Genomic DNA, 23,233 nt, shown 5'->3' on the forward strand with positions numbered 1-23,233 from the left:
CGGTGAGGCCGGTCAGGAGGCGCGGGCCGCGTCCTCGGTGCGCAGTACGGACTTGACCACTTTGCCGCCCGCGTTGCGGGGCAGTTCGGCGAGGACCACGAGGTCCTTGGGCCGCTTGAACGACGCCAGCCGCCCGTCGAGGAACTCCGTCAGGCCGGAGAGCGACAGCTCGGCTCCCTGCGCGAGGGAGACGCAGGCGACCGGCACCTGGCCCCAGCGCTCGTCGGGCCGGCCGATCACCGCGACCTCGCGCACGGCCGGGTGCGCGGCGACGGCGTTCTCCAGTTCGGCGCAGTAGATGTTCTCGCCACCGCTGATGATCATGTCCTTCTTGCGGTCGACGACCCAGACGAAGCCCTCGTCGTCCCGCCTGACCAGGTCGCCGGAGTGGAACCAGCCCCCGTCGAAGGCCTCCGCGGTCTCGTCCGGCTTCTGCCAGTAGCCCTGCATCAGGTTGGGGCCGCGGTAGACGATCTCGCCGACCTCGCCCACGGGGACGTCGTTCATGTCGGCGTCGACGATGCGGTGCTGGATGCTCGGGATCGGCCGGCCGACCGAGCCGAGCTTGCGCAGGGAGTCCTCCCCGCGCAGCACGCAGGTGATCGGCGAGGTCTCGGTCTGGCCGAACACCGCCACGTTGAGCGCGCCGGGGAACTTCTCGCCCATGGCGCGCAGCGTCGCGTCGCTCGCGGGAGCGGCCCCCCAGCTGATGATCCGCAGCTTCAGGTCGCGCTTGTCGATGTCGGGCTGCGCGCAGATCAGGTCCCACTGCTGCGGGACGTTGAACACGACGGTGGCGCCCTCGCGTTCGTACGCGTCGAGCACGGCCGCCGGGTCGAAGGCGCCCAGCGGATGGATCACCACCGTGCCGCCGACCAGGATGTTCGCCACGATCGAGCCCAGCCCTGCGATGTGGAAGAAGGGCGCCGTCAGGAACCCGACGTCGGAGTCGTCGAACATCTCCATCGCGCGGATGCAGGTGAGCGCCTGCACCTGCATGTTGCGGTGGGAGAGCATCACCCCCTTCGGCCGTCCGGTGGTGCCCGAGGTGTACATGATCAGCGCGGTCGACTCCTCGCTGATGTCGGGCAGTTCCATCGGCTCGTGCGCCGCGAGGAACTCCTCGTACGCGAGACAGCCCTCCGTCGCCTCCGACGGCTCGCCGATCACGACGACCGTGCCGATCGACGCGGCGTCCGGCACGGCCCGCAGCAGGGGCAGCAGCCGGGCGTCGACGACGATCGCCGCCGGGGTGCAGTCGGCCAGGATGTAGCCGAGTTCCAGCGGGGCGAGCCGGAAGCTGAGCGGCACGGCCATGGCGCCCAGGCTGTTCGCCGCGAACACGCTCTCCACGCACCACGGGTGGTTGAGCGTGAGCAGGGCCACGCGGTCGCCCGCGGTGACGCCCCGGTCGGCGAGGGCGGCGGCGAGTTGCAGCGAGCGCCGCGACAGCTGCGCCCACGTCGTCGTCTCGCCGAGGTGGCGCAGCGCGGGCTGGTCGGGACGCATCGTCGCGTGGGTGGCCGCCTGGGACATCCAGTGGTTCCGGAAGGACCAGGCGGGAGCCGTGTCCGTCGACATGGGCGACTCCTCGGGTTCGTCGGTGGGCAAGGGCCGTGCGTAGTGGGGGTCGTGGCGGCATTGTGCCGTCCAACGCCGCTGGCAGAGAAGCGTCGTGACGTACTTTTGTTAATCGGGAATCACATCGGTCACGGCTCGGGCCCGGTCCGGTCCGACGTGTGATTGACTGGCCGCATGGCCCTGTCCCCGCATGCGTGCGTGCGTTCATGACCGCCGAGCCGACCACGGCCACGCGCCCCCGCAACCGCAGGCAGCTCATCGTCGAGGCGGCCGGCCGGCTGTTCAGCGAGCGCGGCTACCACGCGGCGTCGATGGAGGAGATCGCCGCGGGTGTGGGGATCACCGCCGCGGCCCTGTACCGGCACTTCCCCAACAAGTACGCGCTGTTCGCGGAGTGCGCGCACACCATGGTGGACCGGCTGGTGGCCGCGCTCGACGAGCTGCCGGCCGACGCCGACCCGGCGGCGGTGTTCTCCGCCCTCACCCAGGTCACCGTCGCGCACCGGGCGTCGGGTGGCGTGTACCGCTGGGAGGCCAGGTACCTCGACCATGAGGACCGCCGGCTGCTCAGGGCCAAGTTCGGGCGGGTCGTCGGACGGGTCTCCGAGGCCGTGCGGCGCGCGGGAGCGCTGCCCGACGAGCAGTTGCGGGTCGTGGCGGCGCTCGGCGCGATCGGCTCCATCACCATGCACCGCACCTCCATCGCCCAGCGCCGGGTCGAGGACCTGTTGTCGGCGTGCGCCCTGCGGGTGGTCGCCACCGCCCCCGGGGCCTCCGGCGGGAGCGCACGCCCCGTCGAGCTGCCGGTCCTGCCGGTGCCGCGCTCCCGGCGCGCCGAGATCCTCGCGGCCGCCGTCCCGCTGTTCGCCAGGGACGGCTTCGCCAACGTCACGAACGGCCAGCTCGCCGAGGCGGTCGGGCTCGCGCCGTCCGCGCTCTACCGCCACTATCCGGGCAAGGTCGACATCCTCGCGGCGGCGTGCCTGCAGGCCGCGGGGCTGCTGGCCCAGGCGGTGGACCAGAGCCTGCAGGACGTGACCGATCCGCGGGACGCCGTGGTGGCCCTCGCGTCGACCTACGTCGCGTACAGCTTCGAGCACACCGCCCTCACCAGCGTCGCCGAGGCCGAGTTCGGCGGTCTGCCCGCCGATCTGCAGCGCCCGCTGGTCCTCGCGCAGCGCGAGCACATCGCCGTCTGGGAGCAGCAGTTGCTGCTGGCCCGCCCCGAGCTCGACCCGCGGCAGGCCAGGGTCCTGGTGCACGCCGGGTTCGGCGTGGTGGTGGAGGCCGGGCGGAGCCTGCGCTGGCGGGACGGCCCCGACCGGCGGGCCGCCGTCACCGGGCTCGTCGTGGGCGCGCTCGGCCTCTGAGCGCACGGACCGCGCGGACGCCCGTCCCGCGGCGGGTGGGCCGTGGGACGGGCGGGGTGCGCGACGCGCCGGACGGCTCAGGAGCCCGCCCGGTTCCCCGTCGGGATCACGATCGGGGTGGTCGTCCCCGAACTGCCGTTGTTGAGGAAGGCCATGGCCAGGGCACGGACGAACTGGTCGAACAGGTAGAAGGCCCCCGGCGCGACGGGCGAAAGCCCCTCGCGGAACAGGATGAACGCGGGCCACACCGTCCGGATCAGCGTCGCCGACGCGTAGTCGCGCTTCAGCCCGAGCCAGTCCCCGATCTCGTCGCTGAGGACGTAGCGGACGAACTCGTTGAGGAATCCGCGGGTGACGCCCAGGTCGATCTGGGCGGTCAGCCCGAGGAGGTCCTCGGCGAGTTCGATGCCCTCGGTCGTCGGCGAGAGGATCGGGGTGAGCACCTGGCCCGACTGGGCCTCCGCGTCGGCCCACGTCTTGGGGATGTACTCGTCCCGCACGCCGAGCAGGTGCAGCGCCACCTGCCAGCTGTGCAGGAAGGCCTCCTGGTCCGCGGCCGGGAACGGCACCTTCCAGTCGAGCAGCTTCCTGCGCACGAAGGTGCCCAGGCTGTGGAAGGTGACCAGGATGTCCGCGTTGCTGATCGGGATCTTCTGGTCCGCGACCGCCGTCCAGTGGGGCGACTGCGGCAGCAGGTGCCGCACGGCGGCGTGCACCAGACGCGTCTTGTTGGCGGTGACCACCATCTGGCCCGTCGGCTCGAAGCCCTTCAGCTGGGCCAGGTCGTAGCCGAACGTGAACGTCTTGGCCGCGCGGTCCTTCATGTTGGCGCCGCCCGCGGACCAGTACACGCTCTTGGCCTCGCGCGGGATCACGGTGCTCATGATCCCGCTGCCGAGGCCGTAGAGCACGAAGAGGTACGTGTCCTTACGGCGGTTGAAGTCGGCGGCGCGCGCCAGCTTCACCGGATCCGCCCACGAGGGCAGCTTGTTGACGTTCTTCAGATAGGCGGTCAGTTCGGTCGGCAGACCGCTGGGCAGCGGGTCGTTGTTGTTCACCCACGACGCCATCGCGGTGTTGACCGCCGGGATCTGCCCGTTGTCGAAGAGGGAGACCAGCAGCTGGTCCACCTCGTCGTCCCAGACGTACTCCGGGTCGGTGCCCGATCCGGCGCCGGCGACGGAACCCGCCGACGACCACGCCCAGGCGTCGGTGCTGCCCGCCGCGCCCACGAGGCCCAGGGCCGCCCCCAGGGACAGGACTCTTCTGCGGCTGAGATTGCTCATTGACTTGCTCGCTTTCCTGGTAGGACGTACGGCTCATCACGCCTTGTATCACCGGGAGTTGGCGTTGCCTGCACGGCTCGAAGCTTGTTCCAGGATGTGATTTTTGATTAACATAGCGAGGCGCGCTGCCATCGACAAGGGCAGCGCCACGGCGTTCCGGATCGATCCAGTCCCGTACGACCGAGGAGCCCGCATGACCACGGAGCAGGACCAGACCCCGGCACCGCCCAGCCCTGCGACGACGAGCTCCAGGCCCGGGTGGGTGACGGACGAGTCGATCGCGCGGTGGTGCGGGTGGGTGTCCCGGGAGGCGTCGGGCGACGGACCCGACGGCGGTGCGGCGACCACGGCCGTCGCCCCGTTCGACCTCGCACCCACCGCGGCCGTCCCCGTCTGCACCCCCGCCGACGTCGAGGCGGCGGTGGCCGGCGCCCGGGCGGCCCGGGCACCGTGGGCGCGGACGCCGCTGAGGGACCGCGGCGCCGTCGTCCTCGCCTTCCACGACCTGCTGCTCGAACGGCAGGACCGGGTGCTCGACCTGATCCAGTGGGAGACCGGCAAGGCGCGCTACCACGCCTGGCAGGAGGTGGCCCAGGTCGCGGCCATCGCCCGGCACTACGCGCGGCGCGCCCGGCACTACCTGGCGCCGCGCTCCGTGCGCGGCATGGTGCCCGGCCTCACCAAGGTCAGGGAGGTGCGCGTACCGAAGGGCGTCGTCGGCATCGTCTCCCCGTGGAACTACCCCCTGTACCTCGGCGTGGGCGACGTGCTGCCGGCCCTGCTGGCCGGCAACGCCGTGGTCTCCAAGGCGGACGCGCAGACCGCGCTGACCCTGCTGTGGACGCGCGACCTGATGGCGGAGGCCGGGCTGCCGGCCGGGCTGTGGCAGATCGTCACCGGTCCCGGGCCCGTGGTGGGCACCGCCCTGGTCGACGCCGTCGACTTCGTCTGCTTCACCGGGTCGACCGCCACCGGGCGCTCCGTCGCGGAGCGGGCCGCGCGACGGCTGACCGGCGCCTCCCTCGAACTCGGCGGCAAGAACCCGCTGATCGTGCGGGAGGACGCCGACGTCACCGCCGCCGCGGCCGGCACGGTGGTGGCGGCCTTCGCCAACTCCGGGCAGATGTGCATCCACATCGAGCGCGTCTACGCCCACGAGAAGGTCTACGACGCCTTCCGCACCGAGCTCGTCCGGGCGGTGCGGGAGCTCCGGCTCGGACAGGGCTACGACTACGCGGCGGACCTCGGCCCCCTCACGTCGGCGGCGCAGCTCGCCGCCGTCGAGGCGCACGTCGACGGCGCCAGGGACAAGGGCGCGACCGTGCTCACGGGCGGCCGGACCCGACCCGAGATCGGCCCGCTCTGCTACGAACCGACGGTCCTCGAAGGCGTCACGGACGAGATGGCGGTGTGCGGCGACGAGACGTTCGGCCCGGTCCTCTCGCTCTACTCCTACACCACGGACGACGAGGCCGTGGACCTGGCCAACCGGGGGAGCTACGGACTGTCGGCGTCCGTCTGGTCGAAGGACACCCGCGCCGCCGCCCGGCTGGCGGCCAGGATCCGCGCCGGGTCGGTCAACATCAACGACGGCGCCGCCGCCGCGGCCGGCAGCATCGAGGCCGGGATGGGCGGCATGGGCGACAGCGGACTGGGCCGGCGGCACGGGGCCGAGGGCATCCGCAAGTACACCGAGAGCCAGACGGTCGCCACCCAGCGCCTCATGCCGCTCGGCCCGCCGAAACCGGGCCGGAGCGCGGTGGAGGGCTTCGTGCGCCGCACCAACGGCCAGCTCTCCCTGCTGCGCCGGCTCGGTGTGCGATGAGCGGCCGCACGGCGTCCGTGGGCGAGCGGTGGCGGGCCCTGCGGGCTGCGCAGGGCCCGCACGACCCGGCGGAACTCGACGCGCTGTGGGCGGACCTCGACGTCGTCGACGCGGCGTCGATCCTCGGCCCGTGGCGCGGCTTCGCCTTCCCGACCGGCCACCCCATCGAGAAGGTGCTGGCCACCAGCCGCTGGCACGGCAAGCGGTTCGACGCGCTGGACGACGCCAAACCGCTGATCTGCCGCGCCGACGACGGCAGCCTCACCTCCGACACCGAGGCGGGACGGGGCGGGGCCAGTCTCTGGAACGTCGAGTTCCGCGGCGAGGTGACCGCCACGATGGTGTACGACGGCATGGCCGTGCTCGACCACTTCAAGCGCGTGGACGACACCACCCTCATGGGCGTCATGAACGGCAAGCCCGGACTCGTGCTCGCGGCGGGCCGGCACTTCTACTTCGGCCTGGAGCGCGAGTGAGGACCTCCGTGCTGCTCTCCCGCGGCGCGGGACCCACCGCACTCGTCGAGGCCGAACTGGACGATCCGCGCGCCCACGAGGTGGTCGTCAGGATCGAGGCCGTCGGCGTCTGCCACACCGACCTCGTCACCCGCAAGGCGCTCGGGGACCGGCCCGCCGTGCTCGGTCACGAGGGGTGCGGCATCGTCGAGCGGACCGGCACCGCGGTCGACACGCTCGCCGTGGGGGAGCGCGTCGTGATCTCCTTCGCGTCCTGCGGCCGGTGCGGACAGTGCCGGGCGGGCCATCCCGCCTACTGCGACCTGGCGAGCGCGCTCAACGCGTCGGGGCGGCGGCTCGACGGGACGGCCACGATCCGCGTCGACGACGTCCCGGTGTTCGGCGCCCACTTCGGGCAGTCGTCGTTCGCCGCGGCCGCGCTCGCCGACGCCAGGTCCTGCGTCCCGGTCGGCGACGCGCCGCCGGAGGTCGCCGCCCCGCTGGGCTGCGGATTCCTGACCGGCGCGGGCGCGGTGCTCAACGTCCTGCGGCCGGCCCCCGGCGACCGGCTCCTGGTGGTCGGCGCCGGCGCGGTCGGCACCGCCGCCGCCCTGACCGCCCTGTCCGACGGCGTGGAGGTCGTGGTGGCGGAGCCCGTCGCCGCGCGCCGGGAACTCGCGGTCCGCTTCGGCGCACTGGCCGTCGCCTCCCTGGACGACCCCGTCCCCTCGGTCACCCACGCGCTCGACACCACCGGGCGCCCCGAGGCGATCACCCGCGCCCTCGCCCTGCTGCGGCCCCGGGGAGCGCTGGCCGTGGTCGGCCTCGGGCCCGCGACCGCCGGCATCGACGTGCGGGACCTGATGCTGCGGGGGCTGCACCTGCGCGGCTGCGTCGAGGGCGACGCCGAACCCTCGCTGCTCGTCCCCGAACTGATCCGGCGTCACACCGAGGGCCGCCTGCCCCTCGACGCCCTGGTGACCACGTACCCCCTGGACGACTTCGACCGGGCGGTCTCCGACCAGCGCGCGGGCCTGACGCTGAAACCCGTGCTCATCCCGCCCGGCTGACCCCTCCGCCGTTCTCCCGTTCTCCCGTTCCCTGCTTCCCACCGCCTTCCCGCTCCCTGCCCCATGTACGAGATCAGCCCAGATCGGAGTCCTGATGACGAGTGCGATCCGCGCCGAACGGTCGCTGTACGACGACGACCACGAACTACTGCGCGAGACGGTCCGGGCGTTCGTCGACAAGCACGCCGCACCGCACGCCGACCGGTGGCGCGCCGAGGGCAAGGTCGACCGCGAGCTGTTCCAGGAGGCCGCCCGGGCCGGCATCCTCGGCTTCAACATCCCCGAGGAGTACGGCGGCGGCGGAGTCACCGACTTCCGCTTCAACGCGGTGATCGGCGAGGAGTTCTCCCGCCACCCGGTCTCCGACGGCCTCGCCGGAGTGGGACTGTCCAGCGACATCGTGGTGCCCTATTTCACCGACCTGACCGACGACGAGCAGAAGGCCCGCTGGCTGCCGGGCATCGCCGCCGGCGAGTCGATCGTCGCGGTCGCGATGACCGAACCGGGCACCGGCAGCGACCTGGCCGGCATCGCCACCACCGCCGTCCGCGACGGCGACGACTACGTCGTCAACGGCAGCAAGGTCTTCATCTCCAACGGGCAGAACGCCGACCTGGTCGTCACCGCCGTACGGACCGGACCCGACCGGCACGGCGGGATCAGCCTGCTGGTCGTCGAGGCCGACCGGCCCGGCTTCTCCCGGGGCCGCAACCTGGAGAAGATCGGCCTGCACGCCCAGGACACCAGCGAACTCTTCTTCCAGGACGTCCGCGTGCCGGCCGCCAACCTGCTCGGCGCGGAGGGCTCCGGCTTCAAGTCCCTGATGCGCAACCTCCCCCAGGAACGGATCTCGATCGCCGCCAACGCCGTGGCGTCCATCGAGGGCGTGCTGGAGCGGACCGTGGAGTACGTCAGGGAGCGCAAGGCGTTCGGCCGCACCGTCGGCTCCTTCCAGAACACCCGCTTCCAGCTCGCCGACATGGTCACCACCGCCCGGGTCGGCCGCGCCTACATCGACGACCTCCTCGCCCGGCACACCCGCGGCGAACTGAGCGCCGTCGACGCCGCCGCGGCCAAGTTCTGGGCCACGGAGCAGTACGTCGACATCGTCGGACGCTGCCTCCAACTGCACGGCGCCTACGGCTACATGCTCGAGTACCGCATCGCCCACGACTACCTCGACTCCCGCATCACCACCATCTACGGCGGCACCACGGAGATCATGAAGGAGATCGTCGCGCGCGACCTCGGTCTCTAGACCGGCCGGCGACACGGCAAGCAGGTTCGTCAAGGCCACCCCGGCGCGGTTCACCGGGGTGGCCACCTCGTTTTCGTCCGGCGGGTCGGCCCGGCCGGACCCGTGTCGTTCCCCCGACCCCGCACCGCGTCACCCCGCCTCGACGCGGAAGGCGTTCCTCCAACTCGCCCTGAACAAACGGCACTTGATGGCTCCGGGACGGTCCGGGATCCTCCTTCGGAGGGGGATTGCGGGCGTTCTGCCGGAACCCGGGCCGTCGGGCCGCGGGAGCCGCCGCCCGGTATTCGAAGATTCACCGCGTACGTTCAGGTGACATGCGGGAATTGGGGGGACTTTGTGTGCATAGACTCCCGCCTCGTGACAGAGGCGCACGGCACTTCGGCCGTCGACGACACCACGGCTGACGTGGTCATTCTCGGGGCAGGCCCGGCGGGCCTGGTACTGGCCAACATCCTCAGGGCGCGCGGCATCGACTGCGTCGTCCTGGAGCGTGCCGGGCGCACGCACGTCGAGAACCGGGCCAGGGCCGGCTTCCTGGCCCCGCACGCCGTGCGCGTCCTGGACCGGCACGGCCTGGCCGACGGCCTCGCCCGGCGCGGCCTGACCCACTGCACCTGCGAGTTCCGCACCGACGGCGGACGGTTCCGGCTGGACTACAGCCGCCTCGGCCGCGGCGAACCGCACACCGTGTACCCGCAACAGAACCTGGTCACCGACCTGTTGGCGACCTATCTGCACGCGGGCGGCCGGATCCACTTCGGCGTCGAGGCCGTCGCCGTGCACGACGCGGACGGCGGACGGCCCGCGGTGAGCGTGCGCACCCCGGACGGCCGCCCCGGACGGTGGCGGGCGCGCTACGTCGCCGGGTGCGACGGCCGGCACGGGGCGGCCCGGCGCTCGCTGCCGCCCGGCACCGTCCGCCACCACCACCGCGACCACGGCGTCACCTGGCTCGGCCTCCTCGCCGAGGCCCCGCCCAGCCTGGACGCCGTCGGCTACGCCACCCACGCCCGCGGATTCGCCGGGCACATGGCGCGCACCTCGACCGTCACCCGCTACTACCTCCAGTACGAGCGGGGCGCGGCGCCCGACGCCTGGTCGCAGGAACGGATCTGGGACGAGCTGGACCTGCGGATGCGCGCGGCGGAGTACGGGCCGCTGCGCCGCGGCCCCGTCGTCGACCGGTCGGTGATCGACCTGGAGTCCGACGTCATCGAACCCCTGCGCCACGGTGCGCTGTTCCTCGCCGGGGACGCCGCGAGCCTCATCAGCCCCTCCGCCGCCAAGGGCGCCAACCTGGCCGTCCTGGAGGCCGAACTCCTCGCCCGGGCCCTCGGCGACGCCCTGGTCACGGGCGACGTTGCCGGACTCGACGGATACTCGGCGCGCTGCCTCGAACACATCTGGCGGGCCCAGGAGTTCTCGTACTGGATGATCGCGCTGCTGCACGCCCCGTCCGGAGCGGACGACGAGGCACGGTTCCAGCGCAGGCTGCGGCACTCCCGGATGGCCTCGCTGCGCACCACCCGCAGCTTCCAGGACTGGTTCGCCGAGCACTACGTCGGCGTCTAGCCCGCCCCCTCACCCCCATATCCCCTCATCCCCTCATCCCCTCATCCCCTCATCCCCTCATCCCCTCATCCCCTCATCCCCTCATCCCTTGGCAACTCCAGCTCATCCGCACCGTGGAACGAGGACCCCTCAAGCATGATCACGACGCTGTCGGAAGACACCGCCCGTCTGCGCGCGACCGTCGACTTCGTCAGGGAGCAGGACAGCGGCAGCCTGCTGCCGCTGCTGCTGCCCGGCCTCACCGGCCCCGAACTGCGCACCCTGGTGGAGCGGTGCCGCTTCGCCCACGCCGCGCTCCTGCTCTTCCCCGCCGACGAGCGGGCCCTGCACGCCACGCTGGCCGACGCGGGCCTGCGCGCCGAGGAGACCCGGCCCAGCGTCGTGGTGCGCGAACGCCTCGCCCGCCGCCACCGGCGCGCGCTCGCGGACCTGGACGTCGGCATCCTGCGGCCCGCCGTCACCGGCCGCGACGGCGAACGGCGCACCGTGGAGGTGTTCGCGCTGACCGTGCCGCCCGGCTCCGGCCTGACGGACATCGCCGCGCACGAACGCCGCCACCAGCACGAGGCCCACGTCGCCTTCGAGGTCGCCGACCCGGACCCGCTCGTCCTGCGCGGCCTGTGCGCCGCGTTCGGGCGGCACGGCGCGGTGCCCGACGGCGGCGGCTACAACCCGCACGAGGACGGCACGGTCTTCTACTTCGCCACGGCCGACGACGCACCGGCGCCCTGCCGCCGCGTCGAGCTGTACGTACCCGGCGACCACCGCGCCCTGCTCGCGGCCCACCTGGAGGAGCACCGCGTCCGGCAGCCCGCCGAGGCCCTGCTGCGCCTGCTGACCGGCGCCTGGACCACCCAGGCCCTGGCCGCGTTCGCCCAGCTGCGGGTGGCCGACGTGATGGACCCGGACAAGGCGTACGACCCGGCCGAACTCGCGGCCGGGACCGGCGCCGACGCCGAGAACCTGGGCGTACTGCTCCGGTACCTCGCCATGGTCGGCGTGGTGACGCCCGACGCGGCCGGCGGCGGGTACCGGCTCGCCGGACCGGGACTGCTGCTGCGCACCGGCGGTGCAGAATCGATGCGTCCGCTCGCGCTGCTCTACGGCGGGCCGTTCTACCAGTCGTTCGCCGCGCTCGCCCACACCGTGCGCACCGGCCAGGTCGGCTTCGAGCACGTCTTCGGCGAGAACCACTTCGCGCACTTCGCCCGCGACCCCCACCTCGCCGACCTCTTCGACCGGTCCATGGCCGCCGGCTCCCGGATGTTCGACCCGGTGCCGCACCACCCGGTCCTGGTGGCCGCCGCCGCGACCCCCGGCGCCACCGTCGTCGACGTCGCGGGCGGCACCGGCGAACTCCTCGGCCGGATCCTCGACGCACACCCCGGTCTGCACGGCACCCTGCTGGAGCGCCCGCACGTCGTCGAGGCGGCCGGGGCCGCGCTCGACGCCGCCGGGCACGGTCCGCGCTGCACCCTGCGGACCGGCGACTTCGCCGACGTGCCCGCGGGCGCCCGGGTCTACGTCCTCTCCCGGGTGCTGCACGACTGGGACGACGAACGGTGCCGGGAGATCCTCGGGCACTGCGCCCGGGCCATGGCCGCCGACGCCGACCTGCTCGTCGTGGAACGGCTGCTGCCCGCCGACGGCAGCGCCTCCCTGGCCACCGCCTGGGACCTGCACATGATGTGCAACGTCGGGGGCCGCGAACGCACCGCCGACCACTACGCCCGGCTGTTCGACGACGCGGGACTCACCCTCGTCTCCCACCAGCCCCTGCCGCTCGACGGCAGCGTGCTGCACGTCCGCAGGTCCGGCACCGCGAACTGACCGGAACCGGGTCCTGCCCCGCCGGGGCAGGACCCGGCGGAAGCGGACGCACCCCCTCGGGGGAACTGCCCCGAACCCCTCCCGCACCCCGAATTCCGGTACTAGCGTCGAAGTCCGCACAGACCACCCGCGCATGCCCTCAGCATGTGCGTGGCCGGTACACGGCGACGTATCCGATGGGGCAGGAATGACGGCCACACCCTCGACACCCCGGCTGTTCGAGCGCGAGGTGGAGACGGCCGCCGCGCGCAGGGCGCTGGACGCCCTGCGCGGACCGCGGCACACCGGCGGAGTGATCGTCTACCGAGGGGAGGCGGGCGTCGGCAAGACCGCGCTGCTCGCCCGCGTCGAGGCCGCGGCGCGCGCCACCTGCACCGTGCGCACCGCCAGGTCGGGCGAGTCCACCACCCACCAACCCTTCCACCTCGTGCGGCAGTTGCTCGGCCGCCCGCTCGACGGCCTGCCCCTGGCCGCACCGCGCACCCGGCGGGCGATGACCGTCGCCGGGCCCGCGCTCGGACTCGCCGCCCCCACGGCCGGGCCCGCCGACCCGCAGGGCGTGCGGGACGCCCTGGACACCCTGCTCGCCGAGCTGGCCCGCACCCGGCTGACCACCCCGGACGGCCCGCGCCCGCTCCTCCTCGTCGCCGACGACGCCCACTGGGCCGACGCCGAGAGCCTCACCTGGCTGGCCTCCTGCGCGGACCGGCTCGCCGAGCTGCCCGTCCTGCTCGTCGTCGCCCACCGCCCCGAGGAACTCGCCGACGGGCCGCCCGCGTCCGCCCACCTGCGCCGGCTCGCCCGCGCCGCGCGGCTGCACGTCACCCTGCAGACCCTCAGCCCCGAGGCCACCGGCGACCTCGTGCACGGCGCGCTCGGCGACCCCGCCGACGCCGTGTTCTGCCACGAGGTATGGGCGGTCACCTCCGGCAACCCGTACGAGACCGTCGAACTCCTCGCCAAGTGCTCCGCCCGCGCGCTGCCGCCGACCGAGGCGTCCGCCCCCGTGCTGCGCGAGCTCGCCGACACGGCACGCGGCAGCGGCCTCGTGGCCCGGCTGCGCGAACTCGACCCGGAATGCCATCTGCTGGCATGGTCCGCGGCCGTGCTCGGCACCGACTTCACCGTCCAGGACGCCGCCGACCTCGCCGGACTCACCCTCGAACAGACCCGGCCGCGCGTGCGGTCGCTGCGCGCGGCCCGGGTCCTCGCCGAGGCCGCCGACGGCACCGACCCGGACGACCCGTCCGCCCCGCTCGACTTCCAGCACCCCCTGGTCGGCACCGCCGTCTACCGCAGCGTGCCGCCCACCACCCGCACCGCCCTGCACGGACGGGCCGCCCGACGGCTCACCCGGTCGGGACACGGCCCCGCCGCGATCTCCCGGCACCTCCTGGAGACCCACCCCGACGACGACCACGAAGCGGTCCGGCTGCTGCGCGACGCGGCCGCCGAGCACCTCGCCGTCGGCGCCCCCGAAGCCGCCCGCCGCTGCCTGGAGCGGGCGCTGCAGGAACCCCCGCACGCCCACGAACGCGCCCGCGTCCAGTTCGAGCTCGGCTGCGCCTGTCTGCTCTCCTCCCCGGCGACCACCGTCCACCACCTGCGCACCGCACTCGAACTGCCCGGCCTCACCGAGCAGTTGCGCATCGAGGCCACCCTGCGGCTCGCCCAGGCCCTCGCCCACGGCAACGAGATGGCGGCCGCCGCCCACTGCGTCGCGGGCGCCGCGGCCACCACCCGGCCGGGTTTCCAGCGGCTGCGCCTGCTCGCCGCCGGCTTCATGTACGAGGCGTTCCTCGCCGAGGAGGACGACGGATCGGTCCGCTCCGAACAGCTGACCCTGCTGGCCGACACCCTGCCCGGCACGGACAACGCCGAGCGGGCGCTGCTCACCCTGCGCGCCTTCGACGCGATGCTGCGCGGCGAGGACGCCGAGCGGATCGCCGAGCTGTGCGACCGCGCCCTCACCGACGGCCACCTCGCGCCGGGACTCGGCTGGACCGACACCGAATGGGGCTTCGAGATCCCCGCCCTGCTGGGCATCACGCTCGCCTACGTCGACCGGCTCGACGAGGCCGAGGAACTCTTCGGCAACGCGCTGCGCACCTTCGAGATCGACGGCTGGAGCGGCGCCCACCTGGCCTTCGCGCACGTCCTCTGCGGCGCGGTGGAGCGCAGACGCGGGCGGCTCGTCGAGGCGGAGTCCTATCTGCGCGAGGGGCTGCGGCTCGCCGAGCGGGTCACCGGCCGCGCCACCGTCCAGTGGGACGCGGTCTGCCTCCTCCTCGACACCCTGCTGGCCCGCGGCCACGTCGAGCAGGCCCGACGCCTCGCCGACGACTACGCGTTCGGTCCGCCCTACCCCGACGCGCTGATCCTGCCCGACGCCCGCTCCGTCCGCGCCCGGCTGCTCCTCGCGCTCGGCCGCACCAAGGACGCCAGGGCCGAACTGGAGGCCACGGCCAGGTCGATGACCCGCCGCGGCAGGCGTAACGTCCTCTGGTCGCCGTGGGAGTTCGACCTCGCCGAACTCCTCGCCGACGAGGAACCCGCCCGGGCCGCCGCCCTCGTCGCCGGGGCCCGCCGCGGCGCCGAGGCCTTCGGCACCCGCACCGCGACCGGCGAGGCGCTGCGCCGGGCCGCCGCCCTCGCCCCGCCGGACCGGGCCCGCGCCCTGCTCACCGGCGCCGTCCGGGAGTTGGCCGCGTCCCCGTCCGCGTACGAGGAGGCGCTGGCCCGCCAGGACCTCGCCGAGGCCACCGGCGACCTGACCCAGGCCGGGCGCGCCCTGAACCTCGCCGAGACGTGCGGCGCCGACACCCTGGCCGACCGGGCCCGCGCGACCCTCGCCGCCCGCCCGGACGCCTGAGCCACCCGGCCGTCAGGCGCGACAGCGCAGCATCTCCAGCGGCGGATTGGCGTGGAAGTCCGCCCAGTGCTCCGCGCCGAACGCGGCGAGCCCGGCCGGCGACACCGTCAGCGGCACCCAGGTCAGGTCGCTGAACCCGGCGGCCCGCAGACACGTCTCGTAGACCTCGCGGCGCGGCAGGTTGGCGACGAACGAGACCGGCGGGTCGAGCAGCGCCGTGGTTCGCACCCGGGGGCCGGTCTCCGCCTCGTCGCCGGTCAGTTCGGTGCGGAAGCCGTACCGGTCCGGCGGCGGTCCGTCGAAGCGGAAGTCCGGCGACTGGTTGAGCGCGAAGAGCTCGCCGCCCGGCTTCAGGCTCGCGTGCAGGCTGCGGCACATCCGCTCCGTGGCGGCCACGTCCTCCGCGTAGTTGAGCAGCTGGACCGCCAGCGCGACGTCGAACTGCCGCCCCAGGGACCGCAGTCGGGACACGTCATCCACCTCGTAGTCGATGCCCAGCGGGTCGGCCCGCTCCAACTGCTGGGCCACGGCGACCATTTCGCCGGAGATGTCGATGCCGAGCACGTCCGTGGCACCGCGCCGCCCGAGCTCCCTGCTGTAGAAGCCGGTCCCGCAGGCCAGGTCGAGGACCGACCGGCCGCGCACGTCCCCGACCATGCCCAGGAAGCTGGGCACCACCACGTACTGCTCCAGCGGCAGGGACTTGAAGCCCTCGTAGGCCTCACCGATCTCGTCGTACTGTTGCCCGCTCACCGTACGTTCCTCCCGTGTGACGTGCCGGCCCATGGCGGGCAGTCTCGCCGAACCGCGACAGCGAGCCGTATGGGCGGATCCGACAGAGATCAGGACCCCGGCACGGACTCATGTACGAGCCGTGGGCGCCGGGCGGCGGGCCACGCCGGAGCGGACCGCGGAGATCCGGACGGTGGTGCGTAGGCTGGCGGGCATGCGGATCAGACCCACGCTGAACTGGGAACCCGCCGGTGACCTCCCGCCGGCGACGACCGATCTCACGCCCGTCGTCGAGGCCGTCAGGGCGGGCGGTGTCGTGGTGCTGAGCGGGGCCGGGCTCTCCACCGAGTCGGGGATCCCGGACTACCGCGGCGAGCACGGCTCGCTGCGCCGGCACACCCCCATGACGTACCAGGAGTTCCTCGGCGGCGAGAGCGCCCGGCAGCGGTACTGGGCCCGCAGCCAGCTGGGCCGGCGTGCCATGGGCCTGGCCCGGCCGAACGGCGGGCACCGGGCGGTGACCGCGCTGGTCCGCGCCGGACTCGTCACCGGCGTCATCACGCAGAACGTCGACGGGCTCCAGCAGGCCGCAGGCACGCCGGACGTCGTCGAGCTGCACGGCAGCCTGGACCGGGTCGTCTGCCTCGACTGCGGTGCCGAGTCCGCCCGCGCGGAGCTCGACCGGCGGCTGCGGGCGGCCAATCCGGAGTTCGAGGCGGTCGCCGAGCGGCACAGGACCGCGCAGGTCAACCCGGACGGCGACGTGGAACTGCCCGAGGAGGCGGTGCGGGGGTTCCACGTGGTGCCGTGCGCGGTCTGCGGCACGGGCGTGCTCAAGCCCGACGTGGTCTTCTTCGGGGAGAACGTGCCGCCCGAGCGCGTCGCCCGGTGCCGGGCGCTCGTCGACGGCGCCGACACCCTGCTGGTGCTCGGCTCGTCCCTGACGGTGATGTCCGGGCTGCGCTTCGTGCGGCGGGCCGCGGACGCCGGCATCCCGGTCCTGATCGTCAACCAGGGCCCGACGCGCGGTGACCGGTGGGCGGCAGGCCGCGTCGAGCTGCCGCTCGGCGAGGCGCTGGCCACGGTCGTCGCGAAGACCGGCGCGGGGGCGGCCGACGGGGGTCAGTGAGGGGTCGGCGCCGCGGGGTCGGCGTCCTGGAGCGCGGCGAGCAGGGCGGTCTGCCCGGCCAGGAGCTCGGTGAGGATGCGGCGGGCCGCGCGCAGCAGTTCGGCGACGTCGCCACCGGCGAGGGCGTAGGTGACGGTGGTGCCCTCGCGGGTGGAGACGACGATGCCCGAGCGGCGCAGCACGGCGAGCTGCTGGGAGAGGTTCGAGGGTTCGATGTCGATGTCGATGAGCAGATCCCGTACGGACACCGGTCCGTTCTGCAGCAGTTCGAGGACCCGGATCCGGACGGGGTGCCCGAGCATGCGGAAGAACTCTGCTTTGACCTGGTAGAGGGGCGCCTGCACGGGATCGCTCACTTCCCTGGCTCGGATGGCGTCGTGGAGACGGGGATGACAGCCCAATCCTTCCCGGTCGGCGCCACTGAGTCCGAGAGTTCGGCAGATGCAGAGATGGAGACTTGAAGAAGTCTTCAAGCAACGGGCAAATGAAGGGCGTCGGAGGTCAGACCTCCAGCTGCTCCTCGGTGCGCTTGAGGTGATGGCGCGCCATCGCCAGGTTCGACCGGCCCTTGTCGATGACGAGGTAGATGAACAGACCGTTGCCGTTCTGTCCGGCCACCGGGCGGATCAGGTGGTACTGGGTGCCCAGGGTGATCAGGATGTCCTCGATCTTGTCCTGGATGCCCAGCATCTCCATGGTGCGCATCTTCGAGCGGATCACATCGGTGTTGCCGGCCGCGGCGACGGTCAGGTCCAGGTCCTTTCCGCCGCCCAGCGTGCCGAGCGCCATACCGCTCGTGTAGTCGACGACGGCGGCACCCAGCGCACCCTCGACCTCGGTCAGCAGCGACTTGAGGGACACTTCCACAGTGGACACGGGTTCTCCTCCCCAAAGGACACGAGGGCGGGTTCCAGGCCCTCGCCGGGAACCCTAGGCCGTCGGTCGGCCCCCTGTGTGGCATATGCCGAAAGCGGTCGAATCTCGGCAGGAGTTCACCCCGCGGGCGTTCACCGGGCGGGCAGGACCTGTGCCAGACCGGCCATCACCGGCTCGCGCCGGACGTCGACGTGGGCGAACGTCAGCGCCTCGGCGAGCCGGGGCCGGCCGGCCCCGACGGCCGCACAGATCTGCCGGTGCTCCGCGCAGTGCTGCTGGGCGCCCTGCTCCGTGCCGGTGAGCCGGAACAGCCAGTGCATCAGGCCGAGCGAGGGCTGGTAGGACGACTGGAGCAGCCGGTTCCCCGTCATCGTGACGAGCCCGGCGTGGAAGGCCGTGTTCGCGGCCGCGATGCTCGCCGCGTCCCCGCGCAGGGTCGCCGCCTCGGCCTCGTCCATCACCGCGCGCAGCGCGTCGTGGCTGCCGCCGCCCGCGACGAGCTCGGCGGCCCGCCGCGCGGCGAACACCTCCAGGCTCAGCCGCAGGTCGAAGAGTTCGTCGACGTCGCGGAGCGTGAGGCGGCGCACGCGTGCGCCGCGCCGCGGCTCCAGCACCACGAGCCCCTCGGCGGCGAGCCGCATCAGGGCCTCGCGCACCGGCACGCGCGAGACCCCGAGCGCCTCCGCCAGTTCGCGTTCGCGCAGGCGCGCGTCCGGCTGGTACGCCCCGGAGTGGATGCGGGTCCTGATCAGCTCCTCGGTGCGCTCCGCCTGCGAGGCGCCCGACAGGCCGGCCTCGGCGGTGGCGGCCGTCACCTGCGTGCGCCGGTCGCCGCGCCGCGGAACGCGGGGAACGTCGGGGGGAACAGCGCGGCGGTGTCGCGGCGTTCGGTGTCCCGCTCGCTGTAGGCAGCCCGCATCCGCTCGAAGAGGTGCTGCGCGTCGCGGCGCAGGGCGTCCAGGTCGATGCCGGGCAGGCCGTGGTCGACCAGGACCGGGCGGCCCGCCACCACCGAGTCGGTCGCCTGCCGTGCCGTGCCGTTGAGCAGGAACGTGCGCACCGGGTCGTCCATGACCCCGTCGCGTACGTCGTCGAGCGAGAAGGCGACCAGGTCGGCCTGGGCGCCGGGGGCGATGCGGCCCAGGTCGTCGCGGCCCAGGGCGCGGGCGCCGCCCAGCGTGGCCGCCTCCAGGTAGTGCTCGGCGGGCGCGGCGTCCGAGCGGCCGTCGGCGATCTTCGCCAGGTGGACGCCGACGTCCATGCCGCGGACGAGGTCCGGCGGGAACGAGTCGGTGCCCAGGCAGAGGTTGACCCCGGCCTCGCGGTAGGCGCGGAACGAGTGCAGCATCTCGCCGTAGCGCAGGGAGGTCTGCGGGCAGTGGATCACCGAGATGCCGCTGCGGGCGAGCAGGGCCAGATCGCCGCGGTCCTCGCCGTGAACGGACGGGTGCCGGTCCAGCAGCACCGTGTGCGGGATGAGCAGTCTCGGACTCAACAGGCCGTGCTTGTCCAGGAGTTGAAGGGGCGTCAGGCCGTGGCGGCGCCGGATGATGTCGCGTTCGGCGAGGCCCTGGAGCGCGTGCAGCCGGATCAGGACGTCGCGCTCGCGTCCGATCCGGCCCGTCTCGGCGAGGAGTTCCTCGGTGAGGGTCTCGATCCGGCAGGGGAGCAGGACGCCGGTGAGCAGCGGGTCGCCGAGGGCGTCGAGGTGGTCGAGGAAGCGGACGGCGTCGCGCAGGCCCGCCCGGCCCGCCGCCTCGTCGAGGGCGACGTCCCGGGTGCCGTCCGGCAGGACGACGTTGACGCCCGAGCGGTAGGCGGGGCCGAGGTAGCCGCGCAGGCCGATGCGGCGCGCGGTGCGGGCCGTGTCGACCAGTTCGTCGTAGGGCTCCGCCCAGCTGCTGTGCACCTCGGAGGCGATCGGCATGAAGGTGGTGATGCCGTGCAGGGCGAGCTGGGCCAGCGCGTAGGCGCGCACCGTCGCCCGCTCCTCGGGGGTGAACACGTCGCGGCGGCGGTGGGTGAAGTAGTCCAGGGACCACTGGAGGCCCTTGCCCCGCTCCGGGCCCGCCCACGAGTCGAGGACGAGGTGGTCGATGTCGGTGAGCGCGTCGAGGTCGATGAGGCCCGGCAGCACCAGGGACTCGCCGAGGTCGCGCTCCTCGTCGACCTCGCCGTCGTAGCGGGGGCCGACGTAGACGACGGTGTCGTCCTCCCACACGACCTCGCCGTCCCGCAGCAGCGCGTGGCCGCCGTCCTGGTGGGCGAGGATGTGCCGGGCGCGCCAGCGGGTGCGCATTGTGCCTCCTGGGGTTCGCGGTCGGGTCCGTCGGTGATCGTACGGCTCGGTATACCAGGCTGGGAAGGGTGGAGTGGGGCGCTGCGGGTCCGGAGACCGGCGGTCGGCTGAATGTCCCGTTATCAACCGTAGTTGAGCGCTTCGGTATACCAAATATTGGCCAGCTCTATCGCTGCCGCACTTTCCTGGTATACCGTCCGGCCATCCTTCCCCCGAGCGCCGAATGGATCACGCGACGTGACGGATTCCCCTGTGCTGCCCGCTCGGCCGGCCTCCGGTGCCGACGGCGGCGGCGTGCCCAACGCCCGTTCCCCCGAGCCGGGTTCACCGCCGCCCGCGGTCGCCGCCCGCTCCCTGCTCGGCACCGCCTGGCTGCGCATCCGGCGCAGCAAGATCGCGCTCGCCGCGCTCGCCGTGGTGGTGCTCATGATCCTGTTCGCGGCCCTCGCCCCGGTACTCACCGCCATCGAGGGCCAGGACCCGTACACCACCCGCACCAGCCCCGACGTCCTGGACGACTACGGCACGCCCGGCCTGCCGCTGTCCTACTACCGCTACCCGTCCTTCGACCACTGGCTGGGCGTCGAACCGGGCCTGGGCCGCGACATCTTCGCGCGCATGGCGCACGGCGCCCAGGTCTCCCTGGTCATCGCACTGCTCGCGACCGTCGTCTCCGTCGTCCTCGGCACCGTGCTCGGCGCCGCCGCCGGTTACTTCGGCGGCAAGGTCGACATGGTGATCAGCCGGGTCATGGACCTGTTCCTCGCCTTCCCGCACCTGCTGCTCGTGCTGTCCCTGACGCCGATCCTCCAGTCCCGGCTCGGCGACACGGCACTGGGGGAGGGGAGCCTGCTGCCGATCGCCTCACTGGTGATCATCCTCGGCTTCTTCGGCTGGGCCTATCTCGCCCGCGTCGTCCGCGGCCAGGTGCTCTCCATCCGCGAGCAGGAGTTCGTCGAGGCCGCCCGCGCCTACGGCGCCTCGCACCGCTCGATCATCCTCAAGCAGATCGTGCCCAACGTGATGGGCGTCGTCCTCGTCTACGCCACGATGATGATCCCCACGAACATCACGGCCGAGGCCGCGCTCTCCTTCCTCGGCGTCGGCGTCAAGGACCCCACCCCCTCCTGGGGCCAGATGCTCAACGCCGCCCAGGCCGGCAACTGGTACCTGACCGACCCCTGGTTCCTCGCCGTACCGGCCGGCGCCCTGGTGATCACGGTGCTCGCCTTCAACCTGCTCGGCGACGCCGTCCGCGACGCCCTCGACCCCAAGTCCTCCCGTGGCTGACCCCGTCCACGATCGCCACGAACCCCAGGAGCAGCAGTGAATCGACGCACCGTGGCGGCGCTCGCCCTGACGGTGACCGCCGGGCTGGCCCTCACCGCCTGCGGCGGCCCCAAGCCCCGGCCGGGCGCGGGCTCCCGGGCCCCCGCCGACGCCTTCGACCCGGTGAAGGTCGGCGACGGCGACCGGACCAGGGGCGGCAACGTCAACGTCCTGATGTCCGCCGACTTCCAGACCCTCGACCCGGGCAACAGCAACTACGTCCAGACCGCCAACGTCGGCCAGCTCTACTACCGCACCCTCACCATGGCCAAGGAGGAGGCGGGCAAGCCGCCCACCATCGTCCCCGACCTCGCCACCGACCTCGGCAAGGTCTCCAAGGACGGACTGACCTGGACCTACACCCTGAAGAAGGGCCTGAAGTTCGAGGACGGCTCACCCATCACCGCGAAGGACGTCAAGTACGGCGTCGAGCGCACCTACGCCCGCGACGTCTACACCCAGGCACCGCAGGAACTGAACGCCGCCCTCTCCGACGACGGCTACAAGGGCCCCTACGCCAAGGGCGCGGCCGCCGACTTCAAGGGCATCGAGACGCCCGACGACCGCACGATCGTCTTCCGGCTGAAGCAGCCGTTCGCCGAGTTCCCGGCCCTCGCCTCCCGCTCCAACACCGCGCCCGTGCCGCGCGCCGAGGACACCAAGCTCGACTACACCAACCACCCGGTGTCCACCGGGCCGTACAGGATCAAGTCCTACGACCGCGGCCGCGCCATGAAGCTCGTCCGCAACGAGCACTGGGACCCGGCCACCGACCCGAACCGCAGCGCCCTGCCCGACACCTTCACCTTCAGCCTCTCCACCGCCCAGTCCACCATCAGCCAGCAGCTCCTCGCCGACGCCGACCCCACCGCGCTCACCCTCGACAGCGCGGGCGGCCTCCAGGCCTCCGACGCGGCGAAGCTCGACGACCCCGCCGTCGCCCGGCGCACCGCCTCCGGACTCATCGGCTGCACGGACGTCCTCGACCTCAACACCGAGTCCATCAAGGACCCGCAGGTCCGCAAGGCCATCGCGCTCGCCATCGACCGCAAGGCCATCCACCTCCAGTACGGCGGCGCCCGCTTCGGCAAGCTCACCCAGTCGTACATCAACCCCGACCAGCGCGGCTACGTGCCGCAGCACACCGCCCTCGACCCGGCGGGACAACCGAAGCTCGCCGAGGCGAAGAAGCTGCTCAAGGGCAGGGACGTGCCGAAGAAGCTCGTCTACGGCTACGCCGACGCCACGCCCCGCTACAAGAACATGGGCACCTCGCTCCAGCAGAACCTCAAGCAGCTCGGCATCGACCTCGAACTGCGCTCCATCCCCGCCGCGAACTACTACACGACGCTCGCCGGCAAGAACATGCCCGACATCGCGCGCAGCGGCTGGTGCGGCGGCGCCGACAGCGGCTCGGTGCGCACCACCATCGACCCCAACCTGGGCCCGAGCGTCGACGGGAAGACCTTCGGCTTCTCCAACATCCCCCGCTTCCACGACCCGGAGATCGCCCGGGCCATGTACGCGCTGCGCGGCGAGAACGGCACCAGTGAGGAACTGGGCCGCAAGTGGTCGACGCTCTTCGACCGCGCCATGCAGGACTACCCGCTCGTCCCGCTGATCAGGAACGTCACCCGCAGCGTCGTCGGCTCCGACGTCCGCAACGCGCAGGTCGGCTACTTCTTCGGCGCCATCGACCTGTCGACCGTCTCCGTCGCCTCCGGATCCGACTCGGGAAAGGGGTGACCT

Annotated in this window: 18 protein-coding genes; 11 read left to right on the plus strand and 7 right to left on the minus strand. The window is 72.9% G+C overall.

What is annotated here, in order from left to right; all coding sequences use genetic code 11:
- Window positions 1-12 precede the first annotated feature (12 nt).
- On the minus strand, window positions 13-1,581 hold the full coding sequence (locus RBJ77_RS40615; RefSeq protein WP_372349565.1) for a long-chain-fatty-acid--CoA ligase: 1,569 nt from the start codon (window positions 1,579-1,581) through the stop codon (window positions 13-15).
- 206 nt (window positions 1,582-1,787) lie between these two features.
- On the opposite strand from RBJ77_RS40615, the gene RBJ77_RS40620 reads away from it, so the two are divergent.
- Entirely contained in the window at window positions 1,788-2,951 is a 1,164-nt protein-coding gene (locus RBJ77_RS40620; RefSeq protein WP_372349566.1) for a TetR/AcrR family transcriptional regulator, read from the plus strand.
- A gap of 77 nt (window positions 2,952-3,028) precedes the next feature.
- Here RBJ77_RS40620 and RBJ77_RS40625 read toward each other — a convergent pair whose 3' ends face one another.
- Window positions 3,029-4,237, minus strand: coding sequence for an oxygenase MpaB family protein (locus RBJ77_RS40625; RefSeq protein ID WP_372349567.1), 1,209 nt, complete (start codon window positions 4,235-4,237; stop codon window positions 3,029-3,031).
- 193 nt (window positions 4,238-4,430) lie between these two features.
- Here RBJ77_RS40625 and RBJ77_RS40630 point away from each other — a divergent pair, with 193 nt between their 5' ends.
- The 7 genes from RBJ77_RS40630 (at window position 4,431) to RBJ77_RS40660 (ending at window position 15,119) form a co-directional block, all read left to right on the plus strand.
- On the plus strand, window positions 4,431-6,062 hold the full coding sequence (locus RBJ77_RS40630; RefSeq protein ID WP_372349568.1) for a succinic semialdehyde dehydrogenase: 1,632 nt from the start codon (window positions 4,431-4,433) through the stop codon (window positions 6,060-6,062).
- Entirely contained in the window at window positions 6,059-6,538 is a 480-nt protein-coding gene (locus RBJ77_RS40635) for a DUF4334 domain-containing protein (RefSeq protein WP_372349569.1), read from the plus strand. Before RBJ77_RS40630 ends, RBJ77_RS40635 begins: the two co-directional genes overlap by 4 nt.
- A complete protein-coding gene (locus tag RBJ77_RS40640) occupies window positions 6,535-7,587 on the plus strand; it encodes an alcohol dehydrogenase catalytic domain-containing protein (RefSeq protein WP_372349570.1) in 1,053 nt (350 codons plus the stop codon). Before RBJ77_RS40635 ends, RBJ77_RS40640 begins: the two co-directional genes overlap by 4 nt.
- A gap of 94 nt (window positions 7,588-7,681) precedes the next feature.
- On the plus strand, window positions 7,682-8,845 hold the full coding sequence (locus RBJ77_RS40645; protein ID WP_372349571.1) for an acyl-CoA dehydrogenase family protein: 1,164 nt from the start codon (window positions 7,682-7,684) through the stop codon (window positions 8,843-8,845).
- 405 nt (window positions 8,846-9,250) lie between these two features.
- A complete protein-coding gene (locus RBJ77_RS40650; RefSeq protein ID WP_372349593.1) occupies window positions 9,251-10,417 on the plus strand; it encodes a 4-hydroxybenzoate 3-monooxygenase in 1,167 nt (388 codons plus the stop codon).
- A 135-nt stretch (window positions 10,418-10,552) separates the two neighbouring features.
- Window positions 10,553-12,247, plus strand: coding sequence for a methyltransferase (locus tag RBJ77_RS40655; protein ID WP_372349572.1), 1,695 nt, complete (start codon window positions 10,553-10,555; stop codon window positions 12,245-12,247).
- Window positions 12,248-12,434: 187 nt separating this feature from the next.
- Window positions 12,435-15,119, plus strand: coding sequence for an AAA family ATPase (locus RBJ77_RS40660; RefSeq protein WP_372349573.1), 2,685 nt, complete (start codon window positions 12,435-12,437; stop codon window positions 15,117-15,119).
- Between the two features lie 12 nt (window positions 15,120-15,131).
- Here the strand turns inward: RBJ77_RS40660 and RBJ77_RS40665 are convergent, their stop codons facing one another.
- Window positions 15,132-15,872 carry a class I SAM-dependent methyltransferase gene (locus RBJ77_RS40665; protein ID WP_372349574.1) on the minus strand — a complete coding sequence of 247 codons (741 nt, stop codon included), beginning with the start codon at window positions 15,870-15,872 and terminating at the stop codon, window positions 15,132-15,134.
- A gap of 193 nt (window positions 15,873-16,065) precedes the next feature.
- Here RBJ77_RS40665 and RBJ77_RS40670 point away from each other — a divergent pair, with 193 nt between their 5' ends.
- Entirely contained in the window at window positions 16,066-16,980 is a 915-nt protein-coding gene (locus RBJ77_RS40670; RefSeq protein WP_372349575.1) for an NAD-dependent protein deacetylase, read from the plus strand.
- Here the strand turns inward: RBJ77_RS40670 and RBJ77_RS40675 are convergent.
- The 4 genes from RBJ77_RS40675 to RBJ77_RS40690 form a co-directional block, all read right to left on the minus strand.
- Entirely contained in the window at window positions 16,974-17,324 is a 351-nt protein-coding gene (locus RBJ77_RS40675; RefSeq protein WP_255979434.1) for a metalloregulator ArsR/SmtB family transcription factor, read from the minus strand. The two genes, RBJ77_RS40670 and RBJ77_RS40675, sit on opposite strands and share 7 nt — an antisense overlap.
- A 157-nt stretch (window positions 17,325-17,481) precedes the next feature.
- On the minus strand, window positions 17,482-17,856 hold the full coding sequence (locus RBJ77_RS40680) for a hypothetical protein (protein ID WP_372349576.1): 375 nt from the start codon (window positions 17,854-17,856) through the stop codon (window positions 17,482-17,484).
- A 131-nt stretch (window positions 17,857-17,987) separates the two neighbouring features.
- Window positions 17,988-18,671, minus strand: coding sequence for a GntR family transcriptional regulator (locus RBJ77_RS40685; RefSeq protein ID WP_372349577.1), 684 nt, complete (start codon window positions 18,669-18,671; stop codon window positions 17,988-17,990).
- A complete protein-coding gene (locus RBJ77_RS40690) occupies window positions 18,668-20,155 on the minus strand; it encodes a chlorohydrolase family protein (RefSeq protein WP_372349578.1) in 1,488 nt (495 codons plus the stop codon). The genes RBJ77_RS40685 and RBJ77_RS40690 overlap by 4 nt, the downstream gene beginning before the upstream one ends.
- Window positions 20,156-20,407: 252 nt before the next feature.
- Here RBJ77_RS40690 and RBJ77_RS40695 point away from each other — a divergent pair, with 252 nt between their 5' ends.
- Together RBJ77_RS40695 and RBJ77_RS40700 are read left to right on the plus strand one after the other, a co-directional pair.
- Entirely contained in the window at window positions 20,408-21,445 is a 1,038-nt protein-coding gene (locus RBJ77_RS40695) for an ABC transporter permease (protein ID WP_372349594.1), read from the plus strand.
- Window positions 21,446-21,481: 36 nt separating this feature from the next.
- Window positions 21,482-23,230, plus strand: coding sequence for an ABC transporter substrate-binding protein (locus RBJ77_RS40700; RefSeq protein ID WP_372349579.1), 1,749 nt, complete (start codon window positions 21,482-21,484; stop codon window positions 23,228-23,230).
- Window positions 23,231-23,233: the final 3 nt, after the last annotated feature.

It is taken from the genome of Streptomyces sp. KL116D, from assembly GCF_030766975.1.
In the GTDB taxonomy this organism is placed as follows: domain Bacteria; phylum Actinomycetota; class Actinomycetes; order Streptomycetales; family Streptomycetaceae; genus Streptomyces; species Streptomyces longispororuber_A.